General features: G+C 70.5%; 24 protein-coding genes. 10 read left to right on the top strand and 14 right to left on the bottom strand.

Translation table 11 applies throughout. The annotated features are described in order from the left end of the window. Nucleotides 1–61 precede the first annotated feature (61 nt). Nucleotides 62–445 carry a DUF2256 and DUF3253 domain-containing protein gene (locus N1028_RS01790; RefSeq protein ID WP_259525330.1) on the top strand — a complete coding sequence of 128 codons (384 nt, stop codon included), beginning with the start codon at nucleotides 62–64 and terminating at the stop codon, nucleotides 443–445. A gap of 6 nt (nucleotides 446–451) precedes the next feature. Here N1028_RS01790 and N1028_RS01795 read toward each other — a convergent pair whose 3' ends face one another. Continuing rightward, nucleotides 452–931 (bottom strand): pyridoxamine 5'-phosphate oxidase family protein, encoded by a 480-nt coding sequence (locus N1028_RS01795; protein ID WP_259525047.1) that lies wholly within the window; start codon nucleotides 929–931, stop codon nucleotides 452–454. A gap of 110 nt (nucleotides 932–1,041) precedes the next feature. Here N1028_RS01795 and N1028_RS01800 point away from each other — a divergent pair, with 110 nt between their 5' ends. Continuing rightward, nucleotides 1,042–1,269 carry an RNA-binding S4 domain-containing protein gene (locus N1028_RS01800; RefSeq protein WP_259525048.1) on the top strand — a complete coding sequence of 76 codons (228 nt, stop codon included), beginning with the start codon at nucleotides 1,042–1,044 and terminating at the stop codon, nucleotides 1,267–1,269. 22 nt (nucleotides 1,270–1,291) lie between these two features. Here N1028_RS01800 and N1028_RS01805 read toward each other — a convergent pair whose 3' ends face one another. After that, on the bottom strand, nucleotides 1,292–2,269 hold the full coding sequence (locus tag N1028_RS01805; RefSeq protein WP_259525049.1) for a zinc-binding dehydrogenase: 978 nt from the start codon (nucleotides 2,267–2,269) through the stop codon (nucleotides 1,292–1,294). A 171-nt stretch (nucleotides 2,270–2,440) separates the two neighbouring features. Here N1028_RS01805 and N1028_RS01810 point away from each other — a divergent pair, with 171 nt between their 5' ends. The 4 genes from N1028_RS01810 (at nucleotide 2,441) to N1028_RS01825 (ending at nucleotide 5,487) form a co-directional block, all read left to right on the top strand. Further along, the gene (locus N1028_RS01810) at nucleotides 2,441–2,698 is read left to right on the top strand and encodes a BatC protein (protein ID WP_259525050.1); all 258 of its coding nucleotides are present in this window, start codon (nucleotides 2,441–2,443) and stop codon (nucleotides 2,696–2,698) included. Continuing rightward, nucleotides 2,695–4,029: a cupin domain-containing protein gene (locus N1028_RS01815; RefSeq protein ID WP_259525051.1), complete on the top strand. Its 1,335-nt coding sequence runs from the start codon at nucleotides 2,695–2,697 to the stop codon at nucleotides 4,027–4,029. The genes N1028_RS01810 and N1028_RS01815 overlap by 4 nt, the downstream gene beginning before the upstream one ends. 10 nt (nucleotides 4,030–4,039) lie before the next feature. Continuing rightward, nucleotides 4,040–4,942, top strand: a complete 903-nt coding sequence (locus N1028_RS01820; protein ID WP_259525052.1) for a ferredoxin family protein — start codon at nucleotides 4,040–4,042, stop codon at nucleotides 4,940–4,942. Between the two features lie 65 nt (nucleotides 4,943–5,007). Continuing rightward, complete coding sequence (locus N1028_RS01825; protein ID WP_259525053.1) at nucleotides 5,008–5,487, top strand: MarR family winged helix-turn-helix transcriptional regulator; 480 nt, start codon at nucleotides 5,008–5,010, stop codon at nucleotides 5,485–5,487. Between the two features lie 85 nt (nucleotides 5,488–5,572). On the opposite strand, the gene N1028_RS01830 is transcribed toward N1028_RS01825, so the two are convergent. Next, nucleotides 5,573–8,812, bottom strand: a complete 3,240-nt coding sequence (locus N1028_RS01830; protein WP_259525054.1) for a lamin tail domain-containing protein — start codon at nucleotides 8,810–8,812, stop codon at nucleotides 5,573–5,575. 116 nt (nucleotides 8,813–8,928) lie between these two features. On the opposite strand from N1028_RS01830, the gene N1028_RS01835 reads away from it, so the two are divergent. From N1028_RS01835 to N1028_RS01845, 3 genes are all read left to right on the top strand, one after another. Then, nucleotides 8,929–9,810: an Fpg/Nei family DNA glycosylase gene (locus tag N1028_RS01835; RefSeq protein ID WP_259525055.1), complete on the top strand. Its 882-nt coding sequence runs from the start codon at nucleotides 8,929–8,931 to the stop codon at nucleotides 9,808–9,810. Between the two features lie 173 nt (nucleotides 9,811–9,983). Then, nucleotides 9,984–10,865 carry an SDR family NAD(P)-dependent oxidoreductase gene (locus tag N1028_RS01840; RefSeq protein ID WP_259525058.1) on the top strand — a complete coding sequence of 294 codons (882 nt, stop codon included), beginning with the start codon at nucleotides 9,984–9,986 and terminating at the stop codon, nucleotides 10,863–10,865. After that, the gene (locus N1028_RS01845; protein WP_259525059.1) at nucleotides 10,862–12,424 is read left to right on the top strand and encodes an FAD-binding oxidoreductase; all 1,563 of its coding nucleotides are present in this window, start codon (nucleotides 10,862–10,864) and stop codon (nucleotides 12,422–12,424) included. The genes N1028_RS01840 and N1028_RS01845 overlap by 4 nt, the downstream gene beginning before the upstream one ends. A 12-nt stretch (nucleotides 12,425–12,436) precedes the next feature. Here the strand turns inward: N1028_RS01845 and N1028_RS01850 are convergent, their stop codons facing one another. Together N1028_RS01850 and N1028_RS01855 are read right to left on the bottom strand one after the other, a co-directional pair. Then, nucleotides 12,437–14,692 (bottom strand): DUF2510 domain-containing protein, encoded by a 2,256-nt coding sequence (locus N1028_RS01850; protein WP_259525060.1) that lies wholly within the window; start codon nucleotides 14,690–14,692, stop codon nucleotides 12,437–12,439. A 137-nt stretch (nucleotides 14,693–14,829) separates the two neighbouring features. After that, nucleotides 14,830–15,198, bottom strand: a complete 369-nt coding sequence (locus N1028_RS01855; protein WP_259525061.1) for a VOC family protein — start codon at nucleotides 15,196–15,198, stop codon at nucleotides 14,830–14,832. 61 nt (nucleotides 15,199–15,259) lie between these two features. Between N1028_RS01855 and N1028_RS01860 the strand changes: the two genes are divergently transcribed. Beyond that, the gene (locus N1028_RS01860) at nucleotides 15,260–15,706 is read left to right on the top strand and encodes a MarR family winged helix-turn-helix transcriptional regulator (protein ID WP_259525062.1); all 447 of its coding nucleotides are present in this window, start codon (nucleotides 15,260–15,262) and stop codon (nucleotides 15,704–15,706) included. On the opposite strand, the gene N1028_RS01865 is transcribed toward N1028_RS01860, so the two are convergent. The 9 genes from N1028_RS01865 to N1028_RS01905 all read right to left on the bottom strand — a co-directional run bounded on the left by N1028_RS01865 (nucleotide 15,703) and on the right by N1028_RS01905 (nucleotide 25,480). Continuing rightward, complete coding sequence (locus tag N1028_RS01865; RefSeq protein WP_259525063.1) at nucleotides 15,703–16,731, bottom strand: LacI family DNA-binding transcriptional regulator; 1,029 nt, start codon at nucleotides 16,729–16,731, stop codon at nucleotides 15,703–15,705. The two genes, N1028_RS01860 and N1028_RS01865, sit on opposite strands and share 4 nt — an antisense overlap. An 80-nt stretch (nucleotides 16,732–16,811) precedes the next feature. Then, the gene (locus N1028_RS01870) at nucleotides 16,812–18,251 is read right to left on the bottom strand and encodes a GH1 family beta-glucosidase (protein ID WP_259525064.1); all 1,440 of its coding nucleotides are present in this window, start codon (nucleotides 18,249–18,251) and stop codon (nucleotides 16,812–16,814) included. A gap of 1 nt (nucleotide 18,252) precedes the next feature. Further along, nucleotides 18,253–19,191: a carbohydrate ABC transporter permease gene (locus N1028_RS01875; RefSeq protein ID WP_259525065.1), complete on the bottom strand. Its 939-nt coding sequence runs from the start codon at nucleotides 19,189–19,191 to the stop codon at nucleotides 18,253–18,255. Then, a complete protein-coding gene (locus N1028_RS01880; RefSeq protein WP_259525066.1) occupies nucleotides 19,188–20,279 on the bottom strand; it encodes a carbohydrate ABC transporter permease in 1,092 nt (363 codons plus the stop codon). Before N1028_RS01880 ends, N1028_RS01875 begins: the two co-directional genes overlap by 4 nt. An 85-nt stretch (nucleotides 20,280–20,364) precedes the next feature. Then, nucleotides 20,365–21,663 carry an ABC transporter substrate-binding protein gene (locus N1028_RS01885; protein WP_259525067.1) on the bottom strand — a complete coding sequence of 433 codons (1,299 nt, stop codon included), beginning with the start codon at nucleotides 21,661–21,663 and terminating at the stop codon, nucleotides 20,365–20,367. A gap of 131 nt (nucleotides 21,664–21,794) precedes the next feature. Then, nucleotides 21,795–22,847, bottom strand: a complete 1,053-nt coding sequence (locus N1028_RS01890; protein ID WP_259525068.1) for a Gfo/Idh/MocA family protein — start codon at nucleotides 22,845–22,847, stop codon at nucleotides 21,795–21,797. Between the two features lie 61 nt (nucleotides 22,848–22,908). Continuing rightward, nucleotides 22,909–24,081 (bottom strand): thiolase family protein, encoded by a 1,173-nt coding sequence (locus N1028_RS01895; RefSeq protein ID WP_259525069.1) that lies wholly within the window; start codon nucleotides 24,079–24,081, stop codon nucleotides 22,909–22,911. Continuing rightward, complete coding sequence (locus tag N1028_RS01900) at nucleotides 24,078–24,773, bottom strand: 3-oxoacid CoA-transferase subunit B (RefSeq protein ID WP_259525070.1); 696 nt, start codon at nucleotides 24,771–24,773, stop codon at nucleotides 24,078–24,080. Before N1028_RS01900 ends, N1028_RS01895 begins: the two co-directional genes overlap by 4 nt. After that, the gene (locus tag N1028_RS01905) at nucleotides 24,770–25,480 is read right to left on the bottom strand and encodes a 3-oxoacid CoA-transferase subunit A (protein WP_259525071.1); all 711 of its coding nucleotides are present in this window, start codon (nucleotides 25,478–25,480) and stop codon (nucleotides 24,770–24,772) included. The genes N1028_RS01900 and N1028_RS01905 overlap by 4 nt, the downstream gene beginning before the upstream one ends. Between the last annotated feature and the right edge of the window lie 54 nt (nucleotides 25,481–25,534).

A 25,534-nucleotide genomic window follows, 5' to 3' on the forward strand; every position in this document is an offset into this window, starting at 1 on the left:
CGGCCTGCTCCCGCGACCCACCGGGCTTGCGCGAAGAGCCGATGGAGGCTTGGTTATGACCATGGCACGATCGAGCACTCCCGAGCATCCGCCGAAGGTCTGCGCTTCCTGCGGGCGGACCATCGAGTGGCGGGCCAAGTGGGCGCGATCATGGGACGACGTGCGCTACTGCTCCACCGGGTGCCGGCGGCGCGGCGTCACGGCCGGCGACCTCGAACTCGAGAAGACGATCCTCGATGCCCTCCACCGCCGACCCGGCGGAGCGACCCTGGAACTCGACGACGTCCCGGGCCCATCGGCCGGTGCCGCCCACGGCCACCGGGAGCAGGTGCGCCGAGCTGCCCGCCGCCTCGCCGACCGTGACCTCGTCGAGTGGCTGCAGCAGGGTCATCCTGTCGACCCCTCCACGGCCAGAGGTGCGGCCGCCATCCGCCTCCGGAGGTAGCCCGCGCTACAGGTCGATCTTCTCGTTCTCGATGTCCATCGGCGCGCCCGTGACCTTCGACTTCACGAAGCTGAACACCGTGGCGAGCGTGGAGCCGGGGGTGTCCCAGTACTCCGCCGAGTCGGCGTGCACGATCAGCGCGCGCACGGAGGGATCGGTGCGACCCCCGGGGAACCAGGCCTCCACGCTCGGGTCCCACATCTCGTCGATGTAGCTCTGCTCGGTGGTGAGCTCGGCGTGCCCGGTGACCGAGACCCAGGAGTCGTTCGAGCTGAAGGCCAGGTTCACGACAGGGCTCTTCTCGAGCCGGATCGCCGTCGAGGACTCGGCGCTGACGAGGAACCAGAGGTCGCCGTCGAACCGGTGGTGCTGCTGCATGGCGAACGGCTGCGACACCGGGTGCCCGGCGTCGTCGAGGGTCACGATCATCGTGAGCGGGAAGTCGTCGAGCAGGTCGGCCAGGGTCTCGAAGTCGGTGCCGGTCATGGGTGCTCCAATCGGTGGGTGAGAAATTTCACGCTACGCCCGGGCGCCCGGGCCGCCTAGGGGTGGCGGATGCCACCTCCGGGCCCCGCGACGACGGCTAGCATTCCAGCATGACGAACCCCGGTCCGATCGACGACGTCTCCATCGGCGGAGAGATGATCCGCCTCGGCCAGTTCGTGAAGTTCGCGGGCCTTCTCGACAGCGGCGGAACCGTGAAGGAGGCCATCGCCGACGGCGACATCACGGTGAACGGCGAGGTCGACCTCCGACGTGGCCGCCAGCTGCACCCCGGCGACGTCGTCGCCTTCGAGGAGCGTCGGGCCCGCGTCTGCGCCTGAGGGCTCCCGACCGCGGCTGAGGTCAGAAGCGGAGGAGGATCTTGCCGGCGCGGCCGGGAGCCGCACTGGCCGCCGCCGCCTCGCGAGCCTCCTCGAACGGGAACACCGCCTCGACCGGCAGCTCCACCTGGCCGGAGCCGACGCGCTCGAAGAGCTCACCGAACAGCGCCGAGCGCTTGGCGGCATCCATCTCCCGGCTCACGCGGCTGCCCCAGAAGCCCTTGACCGTGACGTCCTTGAAGATGAGGGCACCGGACGAGATCTGCAGGTCGCCCGATCCCATGGCGCCGAACGACACGAGAGTGCCGCCCTCTCCCAGCAGCCCGAGCAGGTCGGCCGACGCGCTGCCACCGACGGAGTCGACCGCCGCCACGGGGCTGCCGCCGTCGAGCACCGCCGCCGCGGCCTTCTCCCAGCCCGCGCTCTCGGTCGAGACCACGTCATGGATGCCGATGGCCGCGAGCTCGTCGACACCGGCGTCGCGGCGCACCAGTCCGAGCACGCGCACTCCACGGAGCGCGCCGAACCGGGCCACGAGCCGGCCGACCGCACCGTTCGCCGTATTCTGCACGATCCAGTCGCCGGGCGAGACGCCGAGGTGGTCGAGCAGGCTGAGAGCGCTGAAGGGCATCGAGATGAGCTGCGCCGCGGTCTCGTCGGCGATGCCATCGGGCACCGGGATGAGACCGGCGGCCCTCGCCACGAAGTGCTCCGCCCACACGCCGAAGGTTCCGCCCGTGACGACGCGCTGGCCGACCCGCAGCGACGTCACGCCCTCGCCGAGCGCGTCGACCACCCCGACGGCCTCGGTTCCGGATGCCGCCGGCAGCGACGGCTTGAAGCCGTAGGTCCCGCGGATGGTCCACAGATCGTGGTTGTGGATGGGCGACAGCACGGTGCGCACGCGCACCTCTCCCGCACCGGGTTCGGGCAGAGGGAGGTCGGTGACCTCGAGGACATCGGTGGCTTCGCCGAAGGAGGAATGAGTGAGCGCGCGCATGTCGCCACGGTACTGCGCCGGCCTGTACCCGGCCCGAGCACGGTGCACCGACCCGATGCACGACGCCCTCGGTCGTCCTACCCGGATGCGACAGGGAGAGGATGCGGGCGGTCGGGGGCCGGGCGTACGCTTCGAGCGACGGCATCGAGCCGCCCTGTGAGAGGAGATCAGATGGCAATCGACGACGACGACATCACGACCGACGCCGCCGCGGGCGGCGAGGGGACCGCCGACGGCGGAGCGAACCCGGGCGGGCACGACGGCGGAGCCGACGGCTCGGCTGCCGGCGGCGAGGGCCCGGCCGACGGCGGAGCCAACCCCGACGGCCACGACGGCGGAGCCGACGGCTCGGCCGACGAGGGAGAGGGTCCGGCCGACGGCGGAGCCAACCCCGGTGGCCACGACGGCGGGGCCGACGGCTCGGCGTGACACTCGATTCCGTGCGCGGAACGACGGGCGGGCCGGGATCGGGTGACACCGACGCCCGGCCCGCGCTGTCGCGCTGCATAGACGTCTCCCCCGACACCTTCGCTGCGGAGTACTGGGGGCGCCGGGCGCTGCTCTCGCCCGCCTCGGGCCTGCACGCCGACTTCTCCGACCTGTTCAGCGCCTCGGCGGTCGACGAACTCGTGCGGGAGCGCGGCCTCCGCACCCCCTTCATCCGCATGGCGCACGAAGGATCGGTGCTGCCGCCCGCCTCGTTCACCGCCTCCGGGGGCTTCGGCGCCGAGGTCGGCGACCAGGTGAGCTCGGAGAAGGTGCTCGCCGAGTTCGCGGCCGGAGCCACCATCGTGCTGCAGGGGCTGCACCGCGTGTGGCCCCCGCTGATCGACTTCACGAGGCGCCTTGTCGACGACATCGGGCATCCGGCGCAGGTGAACGCGTATGTGACTCCGGCGTCGTCCCGCGGCTTCGACCCCCACTACGACGTGCACGACGTGTTCGTGCTGCAGATCGCCGGCGAGAAGCACTGGCGCATCCACGCTCCCGTGCACCCGGATCCGCTCCGCGACCAGCCGTGGACCGACCACAAGGCCGCCGTCGCCGAAGCGGCGCTCGGCGAGCCCGTGATCGACGCTGTGCTGCGGCCGGGCGACGCGCTCTACCTGCCGCGCGGCTGGATCCACTCGGCGACGGCGCTCGGCGGCACCTCCGTGCACCTCACCGTGGGAATGTCGGCGTACACGCGGGCCGATGTGGTGCGGGCTCTGGTCTCGACGCTCGGCGCGCACGAGTCGCTCCGTGAGTCGCTGCCGCTCGGGGTCGACTGGGCCGATGCAGAGGCTGTGCGGCCTGTCGTCGAGCAGGTCGTGGGCGAGATGGTGGCGGCGCTCACCGGTGGCGGCACGCGCGTGAGCCCAGCCGCTGACTCCGGTGCCGGTGCTGGCGCTGATGCCCAGGATGCTCTGGTCTCCCGCACGCTCGCACGCAGATTCGCCGAGGCGACTCGGCCCGAACCCGTCGCTCCGCTCGCCACGATCGATGCGATCGCGTCGCTCGGGGCGGCCTCGGTGGTGCGGTGGCGGGGATCGCTCGCCGCTCGCGTCGAGTCGCTGCCCGGTGACGACGGCGCATCCGGAAAGGTGCGGATAATCACGCCCTCGAAGTCGCTCACGCTCCCGGGAGAGACCGAGGCCGCCGTGCGCCGGCTGCACGAGGGCGGCCCCGTGCCGCTCGCCGAACTGCCGGGGCTCGACGACGCCGACGCCGTGGTGGTGGTGCGCCGGTTGCTGCGCGAGGGCATCCTGGTGCCGGCGTGAGAGCTGCGGCGTGACCATCGAGTGGCGGCCGTGCAGCGATCGCGCTCGCGAGCGCGACGATCCGCTCGTGGCCACCGGGTCGCGCGGGCTGCAGTGGTTCCTGGTCGAGATCTCGGGCGCCTGGGGCACGCGGGCGTTCCTCGATCCGCCGTTCGACACCGAGCTGGGGCGTGCGCTCGTGACGCGCATCGAGGCGGCCGGGATGCGACCGCTCGCCATCCGCCGCACCGGTCGTCGCGAGGCGCAGACCACGTGGCGCTGGGCCTTCGTCGACTCCCGTCCCGGCCACGAGGTGGTGCGCTGGGGCGAGGTCGGCTCCCCCGCCGAGCTGCTCGAGGTGCCGCTCGACGGGTCGACGGGCGCGGTCTCGGAGCGGCCGCTGTTCGCCGTCTGCGCCCATGCCCGGCACGACCAGTGCTGCGCCGTGCGGGGCCGGCAGGTGGTCACCCGGCTGGCCGAGGCGTTCCCCGACGAGACCTGGGAGTGCTCGCACCTCGGCGGCGACCGGTTCGCGGGAACGATGGTGCTCTTCCCGCACGGCCTCTACTACGGCAAGGTCGACGATGCGGATGCCGCGCACGTGGCCGAGGCGTATCTCGACGGGCGGGTGGTGGACGAGTTCTACCGCGGTCGCAGCTCGCTCACCCACCCCGTGCAGGCCGCGCAGCACTTCGCACGCGAGGAGTTCGGCGACGACGGGCTCGACGCCTATCCCCCACTCGACGAGCGCTGGCACGGAGACGGCGATCCCGTCCTGGGGGCGGCGCACTGGACGGTGCGGCTGGGCGATGCGGCGGGGCCCATCACCGTCGAGCTCGCCGAGCACCTGTCGGAGCCCCTGCTGAGCACCTGCGCCGCCACCCGCTCGGGGCGGGTGCGCCAGTGGGAGCTGCGCGGAATCGCCCGCGACTGACCCGGGACAGCCGGCTTCCCGGATCGACTGAATGGTTGTTCCGACAAGGGATCTAGACTCGGAGGATGGACGGGGCGCGGTGGTTGACGGCTGAGCAGCTGCGGGCGTGGATCCGCCTCGAGGCCGTCGTCGAACTCCTGCCCGCCGTGCTCGACTCACAGCTCCAGCGAGACGCCCAGCTCACGCACTTCGAGTACATCGTGCTCGCGAAGCTCTCCGAGACCGACGGACGGGTGCTGCGGATGACGGCCCTCGCCGCCACCACCAACTCCACGCTCCCCCGCCTCTCCCACGTGGTGAGCCGCCTCGAGGCCCGCGGCTTCGTGGAGCGCCTCCCCTGCCCCGGCGACCGGCGCGCCACCAACGCCCACCTCACCGACGCCGGCTTCGAGAAGGTCGTCGCGACCGCCCCCGGACACGTGGAGAACGTGCGCGAGCACGTGATCGACGCCCTCACCCCCGAGCAGGTCGCGCAGCTCGACACCATCATGGAGACCCTCCTCGAGCGCATCGACCCCGAGAACAGCCTCCGTCGCCTGCCCTGACCGCCGAAACGGCCCGCTCTCTCTCGCCGGAGCGGAGGAGCGGGCCGCTGCTGCGGAGCCGTGTGCGAGGTGGGTCAGACCTGCGTCACACCGTGCGCCGTCGGCGGATCGCGAGACCCGAGAGTCCGGCGAGGAGCAGGGCGGCCGCGACGCCCGCCGGGACCAGCGGTTCGGCTCCGGTGGAGGCGAGCGTTCCTGTCGGTGTGCTCGACGCCGCGGTGATCGTGATGTCCGCCCAGCCGATGAGCGCGCCGTCGACGCCGACGACCGCGACGCGGTGAGCCCCGAGGGGAGCCGAGGCCGGGATGGTGACCGAGACCGTGCCCGCCGCCGAGACCACGTGGCGGCCGAGGTTGATCGGCGACGAGTGCAGCCACACGTCGACCTGCTCACCCGCGTGGGCCGTGCCCACGGTGACCACCACCGACTGCCCCGCCTGCGCAGTGGCGACAACCGCCACCGAACCGCGCGAGCCCTCGGTGAGGGCGCTGCCGTCGACCGGCTGCGGCCCGGTCACCACGGGGGTGCCCGGTCCGGTCGGCGCCGGGTCGACCGGGGTCGGCGGAACCGGGGGGTCTGTGGGGAGGGTCGGTTCACCCGGATCGGTCGGGTCGGTGGGATCGGTCGGGTCAGTCGGGTCCACCGGCGCCTCCGCGCACTCCACAGTGCCGGTGCGCAGGGCGTGCCCGTCGGTGCCGTTGTCGTCGGACCAGAATGCGGTCTTCGATCCGTCGACGCACTGCGACTGGGGCGCGAGCGCGAACCCCTCGTTGTTGAGGTTCGGCATGCCCGCGGGCCGCTCGAGCACCTCGGTCACCGCGAACCGACCGCCGGCAGCACCCGCAGAAGCGCCCGCCACGTCGAGCAGTGCGCTGCGGCCGTCGCAGGTGTCATCGCAGACCGCCCACAGTTCCGAACGCTCCGCATCCCACTCGAGCTCCATCACTCCCGTGAAGCCGCTCGAGATGGTGGCCACGCGGTCGTGACCACCGGTCGCCTGGTCGAGCGCGTAGGCGTAGACCGTTCCGTTCGCCTCGAGCGCCACGAAGAAGAGGCCCTCGCCGTGGCCGGGGTACAGCGCCGGGTCGTAGAGCGTGTTCGTGCGCTCGTCGACGAAGCCCTTCTCCACGAGCTCGGCATCCGGAACCCAGGCGATGCCCTCGAGCCCCGCGTTCGCTCCCACGACCGGCAGGTCGGCGGCGAGGTTCCACTCCATCGAGGCGGACAGGCCCGCACCGGAGACGGCACTCGCCACGTCGTAGCGCAGCACCGCGGGCCGGCTCGTGCCCGACACCGAGTTGTCGCGCTCGCTCGACACGAAGACTCCGCCCGCGGGCCCGGCCGAGGTGAATGCGACGCCCTCAGCATCGACGTCGCCCGTGCCGTCGGCGTAGTGCAGCGGTGTGCCCGCCGCCCAGCCGGCCTCGGCCGTAGGCGCCCACGCCGATCCGGTCCAGTCGAGACGGTAGAGGGTGCCTGGCCCGTTCTTCACGGCCCAGAGCGTGCCCTCTTCCACCGTCGACGGTGCCGTGCTGGAAGCCTGGTAGGCGAGTCCGCTCATGTTGGTGCCGAAGTACCCCGCCTCGTCGGCGGTCTCGATCGACACACCGCCGGGCCAGGGCAGCGTCACGAGGTCGCCCTCGCAGGCGTTGGTGGCGCCCTTCGTCGCGGCGGTCGTCACCGCGAACGGTCCGGTGCCGTCGGGGCAGCGGCCGTAGGTCGTGGCGGCGTGGCCCGCCCAGGTGTGCGAGTCGACGAGCGTCGTGCCGTCGGCGGCGAACAGCCGCACCGAGTCGTTGGCGCCGAGGCCGTAGCCCGTGTCACCGGCCTCGACATCGACCGCAAGGTAGCCGCCCGCCGCGATGCTCGTGCCGGCGGGGAGCACGACGGCGTGGGTGTCGTCACTGTCCTTCAGCACGAAGCCCGAGACATCGACGGCGCCGGCGCCGTTGTTCTTCAGCTCCACCCAGTCGCCGGGCGTTCCGCCGGAGGACTCAATCTCGTTGATGCGCACGGGAGCGCTGCAGTCGTTCGGCGCGCCCTTCGTGGGCGAGGTCGTGGTGGTGAACTCGCCCGTGGCATCCGGGCAGCGGCCGTAGGTCGTGGCGGCGTGGCCGTTCCAGGTGTGGGAGTCGATGAGCGTCACGCCGTCGGGGGCGTAGAGGCGCACCGAGTCGGCCGATCCGAGGCCGTAGCCGAGAGTGCTCTCGTCGATCGACAGGTAGGCACCGGCGGCGATCGTGGTGCCGGCCGGCAGGGCCGCCGCGTGATTGTCGTCGTTGTCCTTGACGATCCAGCCGCTCAGGTCGACCGCGTCGGCCGTCGGGTTGACGAGCTCGATCCAGTCGCCGGGCGTGCCGCCCGAAGACTCGACCTCGTTGATGCGCACGGCGTCGCCCGGAACCACGACGGGGGCGCAGTCGTTGGCGGCGGCCTTCGTGGCGCTCTCGGTGAGCACGAACTCGCCCGAGCCGTCGGGGCAGCGGCCGGAGGTGGTGGCGGCGTGGGAGGTCCAGCTGGTGGCGTCGACGAGGGTCGCGCCGTCGGCGCTGAAGACGCGCGCGGTGTCGGCGCCGCCGAGGCCGAAGCCGCCCTCGACGTCGACGTCGACAGCGGCGAATCCGCCCGCCGGGATGACGGTGCCTGCGGGCACCTGCAGCGAGCGCGAGTCGTTGTCGTCCTTCAGCACGAGGCCCGACGCATCCACCGGAACGGAGCCGATGTTCATGAGCTCGATCCAGTCGCCGGGCGTGCCGCCGGAGGACTCGACCTCGTTGATGCGCACGACCGCGGAGGGGTCGAGGGTGCAGTCGTTCGCGCCGCCGCGGGTGGGCGACACGGTGGCGATGAACTCGCCCACACCGTCGGGGCAACGGCCGTAGCTCGTGGGCGCGTGCTGGGTCCAGGCCCAGGAGTCGACGAGGGTCGCGCCGTCGGCCAGGTAGAGCCGCACGGTGTCGGCGCGGCCGAGGCCGAACGTCATCTCGGGGTCGCCGAACGAGAGGAAGCCTCCCGGCTGGATGACGGAACCGGCAGGCAGCGCGTCGGTGCGCCCGTCGTTGTCGTCGCGCACGATCCAGCCCGAGACGTCGACCGCGGCGGATCCGGTGTTCGTGAACTCCACCCAGTCGCCCACGGCGTCGCCGTCGGACTCGATCTCGTTGATGCGGATGTCTGCTGCCCCGGAGGCTGCCCTCGAGTCAGCCACGGGAACGCCCGCGGCGGAGGCCGTCGAGGCGCCCAGCGGCGACAGCGCCGCCAGGAGCGGGACCGCGAGAGCGGTCGAGACGAGGAGCGCGGCGTTCTTCCGCCAGTGGTTTCGCATGGGGGCCCTTTCGCACGCCGAGAGGCGTCGACCGCAGTGTGGCGATCTGCGCCGAACACCAGGTGAACGCCAGGCGAACGCGAGCGGATGTCGGCGGCCGGGCGCAGACTGGATGCGTGCCCGAACTGCCCGAAGTCGAAGCCCTGGTCACCGACCTGGGCGGGCGCCTGCGCGCACACGTGGTCGAGACGTTCCAAGCGGTCTCGTTCGCGGCGGTCAAGACGTTCGACCCGCCGCTGTCGGCTCTCAGCGGCGAGACCGTCGAGGGGGTCCGCCGGCACGGCAAGTTCCTCGATCTCGAGATCGGCGGCCTCCATCTCGTCATCCACCTGGCGCGGGCCGGCTGGATCCGCTGGCGCGACGGCCCTCCTCCACCCCCCACCGGCACACCCTCGCGCGGTCCGCTCGCCGCCCGCCTCGTGCTCGAAGGCGGTAACGGGCTCGCGGCGGGATCGGGTCTCGACATCACCGAAGCGGGCACCAAGAAGAGCCTCGCGATCTCGCTCGTGCGCGATCCGGCCGACGTCCCCGGCATCGCCCGGCTCGGGCCCGATCCGCTCGACCCGGCCTTCACCGAGGAGGTCTTCGCCGGCATTCTCGCGGGGGCCGGCCGCGCCCAGATCAAGGGGGTGCTGCGCAACCAGTCCCTCATCGCGGGCATCGGCAACGCGTACTCCGACGAGATCCTGCACGCCGCCCGCATGTCGCCCTTCAAGCCAGCCGCCATGACCGCGCCCGAGACCGCCGCGCTCTACGCGTCGCTGCAGTCCACCCTCCGAGACGCGGTCGCTCGCGCCGACGGCCTCGCCGCGAGCGAGCTCAAGCGCGAGAAGAAGTCGAACCTCCAGGTGCACGGCCGCACCGGCGAGCCCTGCCCAGTCTGCGGCGACACGGTGCGCCAGGTCACCTACGCCGACTCCTCCCTGCAGTACTGCCCCACCTGCCAGACCGGGGGCAAGCCCCTCGCCGACCGCGTCCTCTCCCGCCTCCTCAAGTAGGCGCCCGCGCGGCAACGACCGCGAATCCGGGGTAGTTCCCCGCAACTGTGTCGTTGACGGGCGTGCTGGACGGTTCGTACGGTGGGCGCGACGAGGGGGCATCGGCGCCCCCGCGATCGGGGGTACGCGATGGCACTCATCCGCAGCACGCACCGGATGGCGGGAGCGGCCGCATGACCCGGATCGAGGGCGCGGTCGCCGTGGTCACGGGCGGCGCCTCCGGGATCGGCCGCGGCATCGCCGAGCAGCTCATCGCCGAGGGGGCGGAGGTGGTGATCGCCGACGTGCAGCACGACGTCTGCGAGACCGCCGCGGCCGAGATCGGAGCGGTCGCGCTGCACGTCGACGTCACGAGCGCCAAGAGCGTCGAGTCCCTCGCGGCGGCGACGCTCGAGCGGTTCGGCCGCGTCGACATCGTGGTGAACAACGCCGGCATCGGCCCGCTCGCCCGCGTGGCGGACCTCACGCTCGCCGACTGGCGCTGGATGATCGACGTCAACCTCTGGGGCGTCGTGCACGGCGTCACGACCTTCCTGCCCCTGCTCCGCGCGAACGAGCGCGGCGGTCACATCGTCAACACCGCCTCCAACGCGATGTTCTCGATCAACCCGGGACTCGGCGCCTACTCCGCCACCAAGTTCGCCGTCGCCGCCCTCACCGAGACGATGGCCGTGGAACTCGCCGAGGAGGGCTCCGACGTGCACGTCACGATCCTCACGCCCGGGCCTGTGCGCACGAACATCAAGGCGAGCTCGCGCAACCGCCCCGCCGGCCTCGAGGGCGGGCTCACCGACGTCGACATCTCGCACGACCCCGCCTACAGCGGCCTCCGCTGGATCGACCCGATCGACGCGGGGCGCATCACCACCCGCGCCATCCGCGGCGACGAGCTCTACGCGATCACCCACCCCGAGCTGTGGGACGCGGTCGGCGCCCGCCACGACGCCATCCGCGCCGCCTTCGACCGCCACCCCGTCGTCGCGCCCGACGCGGAGCCCGTCGCAGACGCATCCGCACGCCCCGCATCAGCACCGACGACGAAGGAGTCGCCATGACCATCACCACCCCCGGGTTCACCCTCACCGCCGAGACCGTCCGCCGCCTCGTGGCGGTCGTCGGCGACGACGCCGTGCACCTCGAGGACGCCGATCGCGACGAGTACCGCGACCCCTACTGGTACCAGGGCGACCGCACCTACGACTCCTCCGCCGTGGTCTACCCCACGAGCACCGAGCAGGTGCAGCAGATCGTGCGCATCGCGAGCGACGCCGACGTGCCGATCTGGACGAGCTCCCAGGGCCGCAACAACGGCTACGGCGGCCCGTCGCCGCGGGTGAAGGGCTCGATCCTGCTGAGCTTCCGGCGCATGGACAAGGTGCTCGAGATCAACCGGGAGCTCGCCTACGCGGTGGTCGAGCCGGGCGTGCGCTGGTTCGACCTCGTCGACGCGCTCGAGGCCTCGGGCAACGAGGATCTCATCGTGAGCATCCCCGACATCGGCTGGGGCTCGGTGGTGGGGAACACTCTCGACTCGGGCGGCACATACCTCCCCTACGGCATGGACTTCCAGGCCGCCACGGGCATGGAGGTCGTGCTCGCGAACGGCGAGCTGCTGCGCACCGGGATGGGCGGCGTGCCGGGCAACAAGTCGTGGCACCTCTACAAGCGGGGGCTCGGCCCTGTGCTCGATCCGCTCTTCGTGCAGTCGAACTACGGCATCGTCACCAGGATGGGCTACTGGCTCATGCGCCGCCCGGAGGCCTACGCACCGCTCTACCTCACCATCCCGAGAGGCGACCAGCTCGAGCAGGCGGTCGACATCATCCGGGAGCTCCGTCTCAGTGGCGTGCTCCGCGGTGTGCCGTGCTTCTACAACATCATCTCGCTCGCCTGGCAGTTCCCCGAGCTCGGCGAGTACCTCGGCGGCAAGGGCGCGCTCAGTGAGGAGCAGCTGCAGGAGCTCGCCGACAACTCGGGCCTCGGTCGCTGGGGGTTCCGCGCCGCCCTCTGGGGCGACGGCCCCGTGGTGGAGCACCAGCTCGCGAAGATCACCGAGGCGTGGGGCGCGATCGAGGGCTCGAGCATCGTGCACGACCACACCTACACGAAGGATCAGTGGGGCCCGTTCGAGAGCTTCACCGAGAAGGTGCACGCCGGAGTCCCGACCATGGACATGATGAACGCGGTGCCCACCGGCATCGGGCACCTCGCGTTCTCCCCCGTCATCCCGCTCGTCGGCAAGGAGGTCGTGGAGTTCGAGCGGCTCGCGAGCGAGTTCATCCGCGAGAACCTCGACGAGAACCTCTCGGCCGGCGTGCTGGTCACGAACGAGCGCTCGCTCATCTTCATCTGCAACCTCACGCTCGTGCTCGACGACGAGGCGCAGGTGCGGCGCGCCCGCGACACCCTCAAGAAGATGGTCGAGCACTTCGGCACGCTCGGCTACGGCGAGTACCGGGCGCACCTCGACATCATGGATCTCGCCTCCGAGCAGTTCTCCTTCGGCGACCACTCCTACCGCCGCTTCTGCGAGGCCATCAAGGACGCGGTCGATCCGAAGGGCATCCTCTCGCCCGGCCGCCACGGCATCTGGCCCGCCGCCCACCGCGAGTGAGCAGCGACGCCGCTACGGCGTCGCGTAGCCGGCGATCCGCAGGTCCGCCATCCACTCGGTGTTCTCGGCGCGTGCCGCCTGGTCGACGAACTCGCCGTCGGTGATGAGCAGGTAGGCCGACGGGTCGGATCCGTCGTTCCAGGTGGGGTCGACCGCCAGCCACTGCCCGTCGATCTTCACCTTGTTCCACGCGTGCCCGCCGCCGTCGAAGACGTCTCCGGTCACGACCACGCTCTCGAGCCCCGCTTCGTCGAGCAGCGCCTTGTACGCTGCGGCGTAGCTCGCGCAGACCCCGACGTTGCCGTTCTCCGGCAGCAGCACGCCGCTGGGGTCCCAGGCGTGCTCGAACCCGTCGGGGTAGCTCAAGAAGGAGGCCTCGAAGGCCGGGGTGTCGTACTCCGCGGTGTCGACCAGCCAGCCGTTCAGAGCCGTCGCCTTCTCGGCGTCGCTCATCCCCTCGGTCACGACGGAGGCCACGGCCGCAGCGGTCGCCGCATCGACCTCGGCCTGCAGGCGCACGGTCTCGTCGGGGTCGTTGGCGTAGCTGACGTAGACGACCTCGTCGCGCACGGAGTAGCCGCGGTAGCCGAGCACGTAGGGGTTCTGGTAGACCGCCTCGCCCATCGCGTCGTCGAGCTCCGGCATGCCCGGAGCGTCCTGGAACTCCGAGATGTCGATGGCGTCCTCGCGGGCGACGAGGTTGGCCGCGAGGTACTCGGTGAAGTCGTTGCTGCCGTAGACGGGGTAGTCGACGTCAGGCGCGACCGTCGAGGGCGTGTACTGGTCGAAGTCGGCGTCGACCCCTTCGGCCACGAGCGAGATCTCCGGCATGCCGGTCGTCGGCGCCTCGGCGGCGACGCGCGTGTTGTAGGCGGCGATCTGTGCATCGACGCTCGCCCGATCGGGCGCGTTCAGCCGCACCGGCCAGCTCAGCGCCGTGCCCTTCCCGATCAGGGCGAGGCGCCAGGAGGTCTCGTCGCCCGGCGTGACCATCGCGGGGTCGATGTAGCCGGCGGTCTGCCTCGTCGCACCGTCGAGGGATGTGAAGAGGAACCGGGTGGGGATCTGGTCGAGCGAGTCGACCCACTGGCCGTTCGGGAACTGCTGCTCCTTCGCGTCGAGGGGGATCTCCTTCGGCAGCGAGGCGGCGACCGCCTCGGCGTCGGTCGAGATGGTCGACGAGAACTGGGAGCCGTCCGTGGCGACAACGGCGTACTCGTACTCGCTCGTGTCGTTGTCGAGCGGGTTGACCGTGCCGCTCGATCCGGCGTCGGCGATCTGCGCGGCGCTCCAGATGGAGTAGGTCTGAAGGCCTTCGTTCTGAGCGATCTCGACCTCGACCTCCTCACCCGAGAACGGGTCGAGAAGCGGAGGAGACCACGACGTCTCGGTCGTGGTGCCCACGATGTCGACGCTCCGGCGGTCCCCGTCCCAGGACGAGACGGTCACGAGGTATTCGGTCGCCCCGTCGACGGGATCCCAGCTCACCTGCAGCGTGCCGTTCTCGTCGGCGGTGTAGACCGCTTCGGGTGCCGCGAGCGAGCGTTCGATGGTGAAGGGGTGCACGATGGGCTTCTCGAGGGGCTCGCCGGAACGGTCGAGCTTCTGCACGAGGAAGTACTCCTCGTTGAGGCCCCAGAAGAATCCGCCGTCCGGGTTGAACTCGAACTCGCGCTCGAGACTCTCGTCGTAACCGAGACCGGTGCCGGCGTAGAAGCGCCCGGTCGACAGCGCGTCGGGCGAGACATCGATCTCTCCCTTCCACTGGAAGGCGGAGAGGTCGGCGTGCTTCGTCAGCGCCGCATCGGTGAACACCTCGAAGGCGAAGCTGTTGTCGAACTCGTCGCCGTTCTCGCGCGCCATCGCCTCGAGGTCGTAGTCGGCCGGGAAGGTGAAGGTGTGGTCGGGCTCGACGTCTTCGAGCAAGGGCGCATAGGCGTAGGCCCAGCCCTCCTCGGTCACGAGCTTCGGGCCGGTGAGCGCCGGGATGCCCCACACGAAGAGTGCGGTCACTCCCACGGCGAGCGCCGCGCCTCCGGCCACCAGGCCGATGACGAGGCCGCGACGCTTCTTCTTGGGGCGCTGCGGGCCGCCGGGCCCACCCGTCGTAGCCGATCCCGGCTGGCCGTGCGCCTGCTGCGACGCTCCCGCCGGGGCGAGCGGATGCACGTGCTCGGTCCAGCGCTCCCCGTCCCAATAGCGCTGCTGGTTCGCCACGGCCGGATCCGGGTACCAGCCTGCAGGTGTCGTGGGGGCGGCGTCCGTCATCGTCGTCCTGTTTCTCGCTGAGACCGCGGCCATCGGCGCGGTGAACTGACACGTGTCGATCAACGATAACCCGCTCGACCCACCTCCTGTGGACGCCGGCGAGCCCGGGTCGGCCCGCGCGCGACCGGATCGCCCGACTACGCGCGGTCGTGCAGGGTGATGCGGTAGCCGTCCGGGTCGGCGAAGGTGAAGGTGCGGCCGAAGGGGCCGTCGATCGGAGCAGCGACGATGGGGTGACCGTCGGCCGCCAGCGCGTCGTGGATCTCCTGCACGTCGGTGGCGTGCAGCCAGATCGCCGCGCCGATGCCGGGCTGCTCGGCGGCGTCGAGGTCGGTGCCTGCAACGAGGTCGCGCAGGGCGAAGGCGATCGGCGTCGTCTCGAACACGACGGCGTGGGGCGGGCCGGCCTGCGAGCGGACGAGTCCGAGGTACTGCTCGTAGAAGGCCTGGGAGGCGGCGAGGTCGCGGGTCTGCAGGGAGATGAAGTCGGGGCCGGTGACGGGCACGGTGTTCCTTTCGAATTGTGTCAGTTTTCTGACACGAGTCAATCTATGTCAGAATACTGACATGAGTCAAGACGACGCCGGAATCGACCTCGACACTTCGCTCGGCTATCTCCTCAAGGAGGCCTCGAGCGCCCTCCGCGTCGCCATGGAGGCCGTGCTGCGCCCCCTGAACATGACCATCACGCACTACTCGTGCCTCGAGCTCCTCTCCCAGCGGCCCGGACTGTCCAACTCCGAGCTCGCGCGGGGCACCTTCGTCACCCGCCAGTCCATGAACGTCCTGCTGCAGTCCCTGGAACGGGACGGCCAGGTCATCCGCCCCGCCGAGGCGCCCGCCGGGAAAGCGCTCCCCGCCCGGCTGACCGACAGAGGACGCAGGAGCCTGCAGTCCGCGACGGCAGCGGTGCGCTCCGTGGAAGTGCGCATGCTCGAGAGCCTGACTCCCACCGAGCAGGCCGCGGCCCGCGCGGCGCTCCGCAGCATGGTCGCGTCGCTGAAGGCCGGCTAGCTCGATCCGCGCCGCACGAGCTCGATCGGAACCGGCGTCATCGCCTCCACGTGCTCCCCCCGGATGAGCCGCTCGAGCGTGGCCACCATCGTCGCCCCCTTGCCCGCCGTGTGCAGGTCGACAGTCGTGAGCGGCGGAGTGGTCGTCGTGGTGAAGACGTTGTTGTCGATGGTGGCCACGGCCACGTCCTCGGGCACCCGGATGCCCCGGCTCGAGAGCACCTCGAGCGCACCCGCGGCCATCTGGGCCGAGGCGGCGAAGACGGCGTCGAATCCGCCTGCTCCGGCGAGCAGTCGCTCCATGGCCGCGGCTCCGCTGGCGGGCGTGTAGTCACCCTCCTCGCACCCCGCCTCGCCGAGTCCGGCGTCCGCCAGCGCCCGGTGCCAGCCCCGCTGCCGCTCCCGGCCGGCCGAGGTCGACTGCGGGCCCGAGATCGTCGCGATGCGCGTGCGGCCGGTCTCGATGAGGTGCTCCGTCGCGAGGGCGGCGGCACTGTCGTTGTCGACGTCGACGATGTGGATCTCGGCGTCGATGCCTCCGGCGGGCCGCACACCGAACACCACCGGCAGCGAGCGCGAGAGCTCGAGGTAGTCCGACGACGCGCTGTAGTGCGAGAGCACGAGCGCGCCGTCGACGTTGCCGCGGCGCAGGAACCGGTGGGCCTTGGCGGGATCGGACTCCGACTCGATCAGCAGGGTCAGGGAGTAGTCGGTGCTCGACGCGTACATCGCGGCACCCTGGATGACCTCGGCGAAGTACGGATCGGCGAAGAACTCCGCGGTGCGCTCGGGGATCACCATCGCGATGGTCTGGGTGCGGCGACGGACGAGGCTGCGCGCAGCGCGGTTGGGCACGTAGCCGAGCCGCGCGATCGCCTCGTTGACCCTGGCGACCGTCTCCTCGGTGACGTTGGGAGATCCGTTGATGACCCGCGACGCGGTCGAGCGGGAGACGCCGGCGAGCTCCGCGACCCCCACCAGGGTCGGGCCCGAGAGCGCGTCGCTTCCGGTCGCCTCAGTCGTCATGTCCGAGCTCCTGCACAGCGCCATTGTAGGGGGACGCCGCGGTCGGGCCACTGGGCGGGCTCCGCGGACACCCCCGGAGTTCAGAGCGGGATCGCGTGACCCTGCACGAGCTCGGCCAGCCACCGCCCGCTGTCCTTGACCGTGCGCCGCTGGGTCGCGTAGTCGACGTGCACGATGCCGAACCGCTTGCTGTAGCCGTAGGCCCATTCGAAGTTGTCGAGGAACGACCAGACCAGGTAGCCGCGCAGGTCGACGCCGCGCTCGATCGCACGGTGGGCGGCCGTGAAGTGCCGCCTCAAGTAATCGATGCGCAGGGTGTCGGCCACGCGGTCGCCGGTCACCTCGTCGTCGAACGCCGCCCCGTTCTCCGTGATCACGAGCGGCAGCCCCGGGAACTGCTCGCCGAGCGACACGAGGAGCTCCTCGAGCCCGTCGGGCGCGATGTTCCACCCCATGGCCGTGTGCGGCCCCTCCTGCTGCAGGAACTCGACGTGCTCGCTCCCGGGCCACGGCGACCCCCCGGCCGACTTGTGTCCGTCGGCGCGCTCACGGGGCGACACCCCGTCCCACAGTCGCACCCTGGCGGTGGAGTAGTAGTTCACGCCGAGGAAGTCGAGCGGCTGATGGATGATCGCGTCGTCGCCCGGCAGCACGAACGACCAGTCCGTGACGCCCCCCGTATCCTCGATCAGATCGGCGGGGTAGGCCCCGCGCAGCAAGGGCCCGGTGAACGCGCGGTTGGCGAGCGCGTCGATCCGCCGCACCGCGTCGGAGGCGCCGTCGCCGTCGCCGCGCACGACGTGGAAGTTGAGCGTGATCGAGACCTCGGCCCGAGGGACGACCTCCCGGAGCACCTGCACCGCGAGGCCGTGGGCGAGGTTGAGGTGGTGCACGGCGCGGAGCGCTGCCTCCCCGTCGGTGCGGCCGGGCGCATGGGCCCCCGATCCGTAGCCCAGGAACGCGCTGCACCACGGCTCGTTGAGCGTGGTCCAGACGGGCACGCGGTCGCCGAGTGCCTCGGCGACGATGCGGGTGTACTCCGCGAAGCGGTGCGCGGTCTCCCGCTCGGTCCAGCCCCCGGCCTCCTCGAGGGCCTGCGGCAGATCCCAGTGGTACAGGGTCGCGATGGGGCGGATGCCCCGCGCGAGGAGTCCGTCGACCAGTCGCCCGTAGAAGGCGAGACCCGCCTCGTTGACCGCTCCGGAACCGGTGGGCTGGATGCGCGGCCAGGCGATCGAGAACCGGTAGGCCTCGAGTCCCAGTTCGGCCATCAGATCGAGATCGGCGTCGAGCCGGTTGTAGTGGTCCACCGCCACGGCACCCGTGTCGCCCCCGGCGACCTTCCCGGGAGTCGCGCTGAAGGTGTCCCAGATCGAGGGGCCCCGCCCGTCGTCGGCGGCGGCGCCCTCGATCTGGTAGGCCGCCGTCGCCGATCCGATCAGGAACCCGGGCGGGAAGACGAGCCCTGCGTCGCGGTAGTCGGGGCTCTCCCGGGTGTGGGGTGCGATGTCGAGGGTCATGTCAGCCTTTCACTGCGCCTTGCATGATTCCGGCCACGAGCTGCTTGCCCGCGACGAAGAAGAGGATGAGAAGGGGGATCACCGACAGCACGGCCCCGGCGAGCACCATCGAGTTGTCGGGCGTCTGCCCGCCGCTGGCGCTCAGTGCGGCGAGCGCGGTCTGCACGCTGGGGTTGCGGGGGCTGAGCGCGAGCGAGGGCCAGAGGTAGTCCGTCCACGCCGCCATGAAGGTGAAGAGGGCGAGCACGGCCATGGCGGGCCTTGCCGCCGGCAGCGCGACGTGCCGGAAGGTGCCCCACATGCTCGCGCCGTCCATCCGGGCCGCTTCGATGAGCTCGTCGGGGATCACGTCGACGAGGTACTGCCGCATGAAGAACACGCCGAACGCCGTCACCATGCCCGGCACGATCACCGCCTGAAGGGTGCCGATCCACTGCCACTCCGCCATCAGCATGAACAGCGGGATGATTCCGAGCTGGGTCGGGATCGCCATGGTCGCGATCACCCCGACCAGCAGCCCGTTGCGCGCCCGGAACTTCAGCTTCGCGAAGGAGTAGCCGGCGAGGGTCGAGAAGAAGACCACCGAGACGGTGATGGCCCCCGAGATGATGATGCTGTTCAGGAGCGCCTGGAAGAAGGGCACCGTCTCGAACACCTCGAGGGCGTGGGTGAGGAAGTTGGGCCCCGGCAGCACTGCGGGCGGCACCAGGTTGGTGTCGGAGGACTGGCGGCTGCCGATGACGAACGACCACCACAGCGGGAACGCCGAACCCGCGAAGAACGCGGCGAGGAGGGCGTAGGTGAGCATGCCCGGGCGCTCGTAGGCGCGTCGTCGTCGGCTCCGTCGTTCGGAATCGATGATCCGGCGTTCCTCGACCGTGGGCGTCGAGGAGGCGCGGGCCGGCTTGGGTGGCTTCGGCGTCTTGATGAGGGTGCTCATGATTCTCCCTGCTGGGCGCCGACCGACGCCCCGGTGACGGTGAGCGGTGCCGGCTTGCTGCCCGTGCCGCTCGCGCTGCCTTGACCGCCTGGGCCGCTCCGGCGGAACCTGCCCATCCGCCCGAGGGCCGCGGGTCTCGCGTCGGCGGTGCGGATGGCCCGCGAGATGGCGAAGTTGATGAGCCCCGCCAGGATGATGATGAGGAAGAGGATCCACGCGGTCGCCGAGGCCCGGCCGAAGTCGCGACGGGGAAAGGCGAGCTCGTAGAGGTAGAGCACGATCGTCTGGAACTGGCGATCGCCTCCGCCGTTAGTGCGGCCGTCGAACAGCTTCGGCTCGGTGAAGATCTGCAGCCCGCCGATGGTCGAGGTGATCACCACGAAGATCAGGGTGGGGCGGATCATGGGCACCGTGATCGACCAGAAGCGGCGGATCTTGTTGGCGCCGTCGAGCGCCGCGGACTCGTAGACGTCGCGCGGGATGGCCTGCATGGCGGCCAGCAGGATGAGGGCGTTGTAGCCCGTCCACCGCCAGTTGACCATGCTCGCGATGGCGATGTGGGAGGGCAGCACGTCGAACGCCCAGCGGATGGGCTCGAGCCCCAGCGTCTCCAGGAGGCCCGCGATCGGCCCGTGGTACTGGTTGAAGATCTGCAGGAAGATGACAGCCACCGCCACCGGGGCCACGATGTAGGGCAGCAGGATGCTCATGCGCCAGAACGTGCGGCCTCGCAGCGTCTGGTCGAGCAGGGCGGCGATGCCCGTCGCGATCACCAGCTGGGGGATGGCCGAGAGCAGGAAGATGCTGACGGTGTTGCCGAAGGCGTTCCAGAAGAACGGATCGCCGAGCACCGAGGCGTAGTTGTCCAGCCCGACGAAGTCGCCCTGGCCCTTCAGCAGGTGCCAGTCGTAGAGCGAGACGTTGAGGGTGTAGGCGATCGGGAAGATCCCGATGAGCGCGAACAGGATGAAGAAGGGTGCGATGTAGAGGTAGGGCGAGAAGCGGTGGTCGAAGCGGCCGACCTTCTGCCGGAAGGTCAGCACGGGGCGGGGCGGTCGAGCCGCGCGGCCGAGTGTGGAGCTGGTCATCTGTGAGCCAATCCGCGAGACGAAGCGTGCAGGGCGGGGAAGGGGGGGGCGGCTCGGCGGGGTGCGCCGAGCCGCCCCGGGGGAGCTAGCCGACGAGCTGGTCGAGGAGCACGAGCGCCTCGTCCCAGGCCTCATCGCCACTGGTGATCTCGCCCTGGCTGACGCGGTCGAAGACGGGGCCGAACACGTTGTCCTGGATGTTGGAGTCCTCGGGGCCCTTGACCTGCGCGATGACGCCCTCGGAGCGAGCGGCGAAGATCTCGCCGACGGGGGCTTCGTTGAAGAACGCGCTGGTGGTGTCGGCCACGAGCTCCTGGCCCTCGACCGTGCTCGGGAAGGGGCCTGCGAGCTCGAACGATGCGGCCTGCTGCTCGGGGGCCGCGAGCCAGAGGGCGAGCTTCGCGGCCTCCTCCTTGTGCTCGGACGACTCCGAGACACCGAGGAACGCGCCACCCCAGTTGGCCGCCCCGCCGGGGAGCACGTCGGCGAAGTCCCAGCCGCTGTCGGTCGTTCCCTCGTCGTAGTAGCCCTGCACGATGCCGAGCATCCAGCTCGGGCACATGTAGACCGCGAACTTGTCCTCCTTGGCTTCCGGGCCCACGTCCCAACCGGGGAGACCTGCACCGAGGCCGGACTGCTCGGCCTCGACGATCTTCTCGAACTGGGCCTTCAGCACGTCGTTGCCCTCGATGTTGAGCGTCTCGCCGTCCTTCTTGTAGTAGCCCTCCTCCTGCTGGTTCACGAAGGAGTTCCAGAAGAAGCGAGGGCTGTGGTAGAACGCCTTGCCACTGGCGTCGACGTACTCCTTGCCGACCTCGAAGAAGCGGTCCCACGTCGCATCCTCACCGCCGAAGTAGGCGGCGACCTCGGCTCGCTCGCTCGGCAGCCCTGCGGCTTCGAACAGGTCTCCGCGGTAGCACAGGCCCTGTGGGCCGATGTCGAGCCCGGCGCCGATGACGCGCCCCTCGGCGTCGGTGCCCTGGTCGTACTTCCACTCGAGCCATGTGTCCTTGGCGTCCTCGATCCCGTAGTCGCGCAGGTCCACGAACGAGTCGGAGACCTCGGCGATCGTGCCGAGCCAGCCCTCCTCGATCGCGACGATGTCGCTCAGTCCGGTGCCGGCCGCGATCTTCGCGTAGGCGTCGTCCCTGGCGGCACCGCCGCCTTCGAGGTTTGTCGCCTCGATGGTGATGTTCGGGTTCTCCTCCATGTACTTCTCGTAGTTGGCGTCGACTCCCATGGTGCCGAAGGTGGTGATCGACAGGGTGATGTTCTCGTCACCGCCGCCCGCGGCTTCACCGGACGACGAGCATCCGGTGGCGATGAGGGCCAGAGCGGCGGCGCCGGCGATGGATGCTGCGATCCTGCTGCGTGATGATGTCACGGTCACTCCCTTGTGTGCGTGGTCTGAACCGTGGGAGCGCTCCCATGCTGAGCCGTGGGAGCGCTCCCACGGGATTGACGAAACCCTACGTCGAACTTCTGTCTGCGGTCAAGGGGTGTGAGAGAGCGCTCTCACGAGATGTGTCGCGCGGCGTCATCGCCGTGCAGCTGTCGGCGGGCTTCATCGATCGTGGTGAGGACGTCGATCGACGTCTGAAGAGGGTGCAGCGGTGATTCGAGGAGGCCGTCGGCGACGTGCTGGGCCACGGCCGCGGTCTGCCAGGCCATGCCCTCACGGAGCAGCAGCCCCGACTCGTCGGTGAAGCGGAGCACCGACGATTCGGGGTCGACGGGAGCCCACTCCAGGCCACCGGCGAAGATGAACCACGGATCGACGTCGACGCGCCCGCGGCTGCCGGAGATGCTCGCCCGCCCCGCCGACCGCACACGGATGCCGGTGGAGAGTTCGGCGAGGGCGCCCGAGTCGTGCTGCAGCACGAGGGCGCTCTGCTCGTCGACCCCGGTCGCCGAGAGCGAACCCACCGCGGTGACGGAGGCCGGCGCCCCGAGCCACAGGTGACTCAGCCAGACCGGGTAGACCCCGAGGTCGAGGAGCGCTCCCCCGCCGAGAGCCGGGTCGTGGATGCGCCCGCCCGGCTCGGCCGCGAACCCGAGATCCGCGGTCAGGAGCCCCACGTCCCCCAGCACCCCGTCGTCGCGGAGCTGCACCATCACGTCGGTCTGCGGCAGGAACCGCGTGAACATGGCTTCCATGGCGAACACCCCGGCAGCGCGGGCGGCATCCCGGATGTCCCCGGCCTCGGCCGCCGAGAGCGCGATCGGCTTCTCGATCAGCACGTGCTTGCCCGCCGCCACGGCGGCGAGCGCGATCGTGCGGTGCTCGCTGTGGGGTGCCGCCACGTACACGATCTGCACGCCCGGATCCTCGAACAGCTGCGTGTACGAGCCGTGGTTCCGCGCGATGCCGTGCCGGCGCGCGAACTGCTCGGCTCTCTCCGCCGAGCGCGAGCCCACCGCCACCACGCGCTGATCGGTGTGCGTGTGCAGGGCGTGCACGAAGTCGGCGGCGATCCCTCCCGGGGCGGCGATCCCCCAGCGGAGGGTGGGGCCGCCGCGGAGCGGAGACGTGCGGGGCGGTGGCAGCGTGCGAAACGTGTTGTTCATGGGCACTGAACTTAGTGCGACGGCAGAGGAGTCGCCGTCACGGCGCGGCAGGTCGGCCTCTCTATCGCTCCAGCACGACGGCGAGGCCCTGCCCAACGCCGATGCAGATGGCCGCCACGGCGACTCCCTTGCCGCGGCGTGCGAGCTCGTGAGCAGCGTGCCCGATGATGCGCCCGCCGGAGGCCCCCAACGGATGGCCCATGGCTATGGCGCCACCGTGGATGTTCACACTCTCGGGATCGAGTTCGGGCCACAGCCGAAGACAGGCGAGGCTCTGCGCGGCGAAGGCCTCGTTCAACTCGACGAAGTCGACGTCGGCCCAGGTCTTGCCCGCATTCTCGAGCGCGTGGTTCACGGCTTCGACCGGTCCGATTCCGAAGACGTCCGGAGCGACCGCCGCAGCACCTCGGCCGATGATGCGCGCCAGGGGCTCGGCTTCGAGGGGAGCATCCTCCGATCCGACGATCACGAGCGAGGCACCGTCGTTGAGGGGCGAGGCGTTTCCGGCGGTGATCGATCCGTCAGCCCTGAAGACGGGCGTGAGCTGCGCCAGCACGTCGACCGTCGAATCGGGCCGGATGCCCTCGTCACGCTCGAGGTCGACTCCCGGCACCTGCACGATCTCGCCGTCGTAGACGCCGGCGCTCCACGCGGCGTCGGCCTTCCTGTGACTGTCCGCCGCGAACGCATCCTGCTCCTGGCGTGTGATGGCGTACCGCTCGGCCAGGATCTCGTTCGACTCCCCCAGAGAGATCGTCCACTCCTTCGGCATCCTCGGGTTGACGAGGCGCCAGCCGAGGGTGGTCGAGTGCAGTGTCGCGTCACCGGCTGGGAAGCTGCGATCCGGCTTCTGCATCACCCAGGGGGCCCGGCTCATCGACTCGACTCCCCCGGCGAGCACGAGGTGCGAATCACCCGCCTCGATCGCGCGGCTGGCGTCGATCACGGCCTGCAGGCTCGAACCGCAGAGCCTGTTGACGGTGACGCCGGGAACCGAAGTCGGCAGACCCGCGAGTAGCACCGCCATGCGCGCCACGTCACGATTGTCCTCACCGGCCTGATTGGCGGCTCCGGCGACCACGTCATCGATCCTGGCCGGGTCGACATCCGGATGCCGGGCGAGAGCGCCGCGCAGCACCGTCGCGAACAGGTCATCGGGTCGCACACCGGCAAGGGACTTGCCGAATCGCCCGAACGGCGTTCGGACGGCGTCGTAGACGAAGCTGGCGATCACGACGCACTCCCGACGGCCGTGGCGGCCGGGTGCTTGGGCACCGCATCGATGAGGTCGAGGCCCGTCACCTCTCGGAGGTGCTCGACAGAGGAGTCGCCCAGCACCTCGATGACTGCCAGCCCGTACCGGGTGACGTCGAAGATGGCGCGATCGGTGTAGACGCGGCTCACGCAGCGCGCGGCGGTGAGGGGGTAGCTGCACTCGGCCACGAGCTTCGACGTGCCGTCGCGGCCCAGGAGATCCATCATGACGAACACCTGCTTCGCGCCGATCGCCAGGTCCATGGCGCCTCCGACGGCGGGCACCGCCCCGGCATCGCCGGTGTGCCAGTTCGCGAGATCGCCTGCTTGCGACACCTGGAAGGCACCGAGAACGCAGATGTCGAGGTGTCCCCCACGCATCATGCCGAACGAATCGGCGTGATGGAAGTACGCGGCTCCCGGCAGCTCGGTGACCGGGAGCTTTCCGGCGTTGATCAAGTCGGGGTCGACCTCGGCGGCAGTGGGCTCGGGCCCCATTCCGAGCAGCCCGTTCTCGGTGTGCAGGACGATGTCGAGATCGCCGGGGAGGTAGTTCGAGATCAGCGTCGGCGCTCCTATGCCCAGATTGACGTAGGAGCCTTCGGGGATGTCCTGCGCGATGCGCGCAGCGAGCACCCGGCGGTCGACTCCCCGGCACGATGCGCCCTTCATACGGCCACCTCTGCCGGGGCCACATCGTCGTGCAGCCGATGGCGTTCGCCTGTGGCCACGACCCTGTCGACGAAGATGCCGGGTGTCACCACGGTCTCGGGATCGAGTTCCCCGAGACCCACCACCCGGTCGACCTGCGCCACGGTGATCCGCGCCGCCGTGGCCATGACCGGGCCGAAGTTGCGAGCGGTCTTGCGGTAGACGAGGTTGCCCCAGCGATCGGCCCTGAACGCCCCGATCAACGCGTAGTCACCATGGAGCGGGTATTCGAGGATGTAGCCGCGGCCCCCGATGGTGCGCGTCTCCTTGCCCGCCGCCACTGAGGTGCCGTACCCCGTCGGTGTGTAGAAGGCGCCGATCCCGGCGCCTGCCGCGCGGAGCCGCTCGGCGAGATTTCCCTGCGGCACGAGCTCCAGTTCGATCTCTCCGGAGCGGTAGAGACCGTCGAACACCCACGAGTCGCTCTGGCGGGGGAACGAACAGATCACCTTCCTGACGCGACCGGCCTTGAGGAGCGCGGCCAGGCCGGTGTCACCGTTGCCGGCGTTGTTGCTCACGACGGTGAGATCGCCTGCACCCTGGTCGAGGAGCGCATCGATCAGAGCGACCGGGTGCCCGGCCATCCCGAAGCCGCTCATCAGGATGGTCGAACCGTCTTCGATGCCGCTCACGGCGTCATCCGGGTCGGAGACCACTTTGGAGATCATCGGCCAGCCTCTCTCATCGTTCTGCATTCGTGCTCGGGTACGGCGTCCACCGGG

It is taken from the genome of Herbiconiux oxytropis, assembly GCF_024979315.1.
Lineage (GTDB): Bacteria > Actinomycetota > Actinomycetes > Actinomycetales > Microbacteriaceae > Herbiconiux > Herbiconiux oxytropis.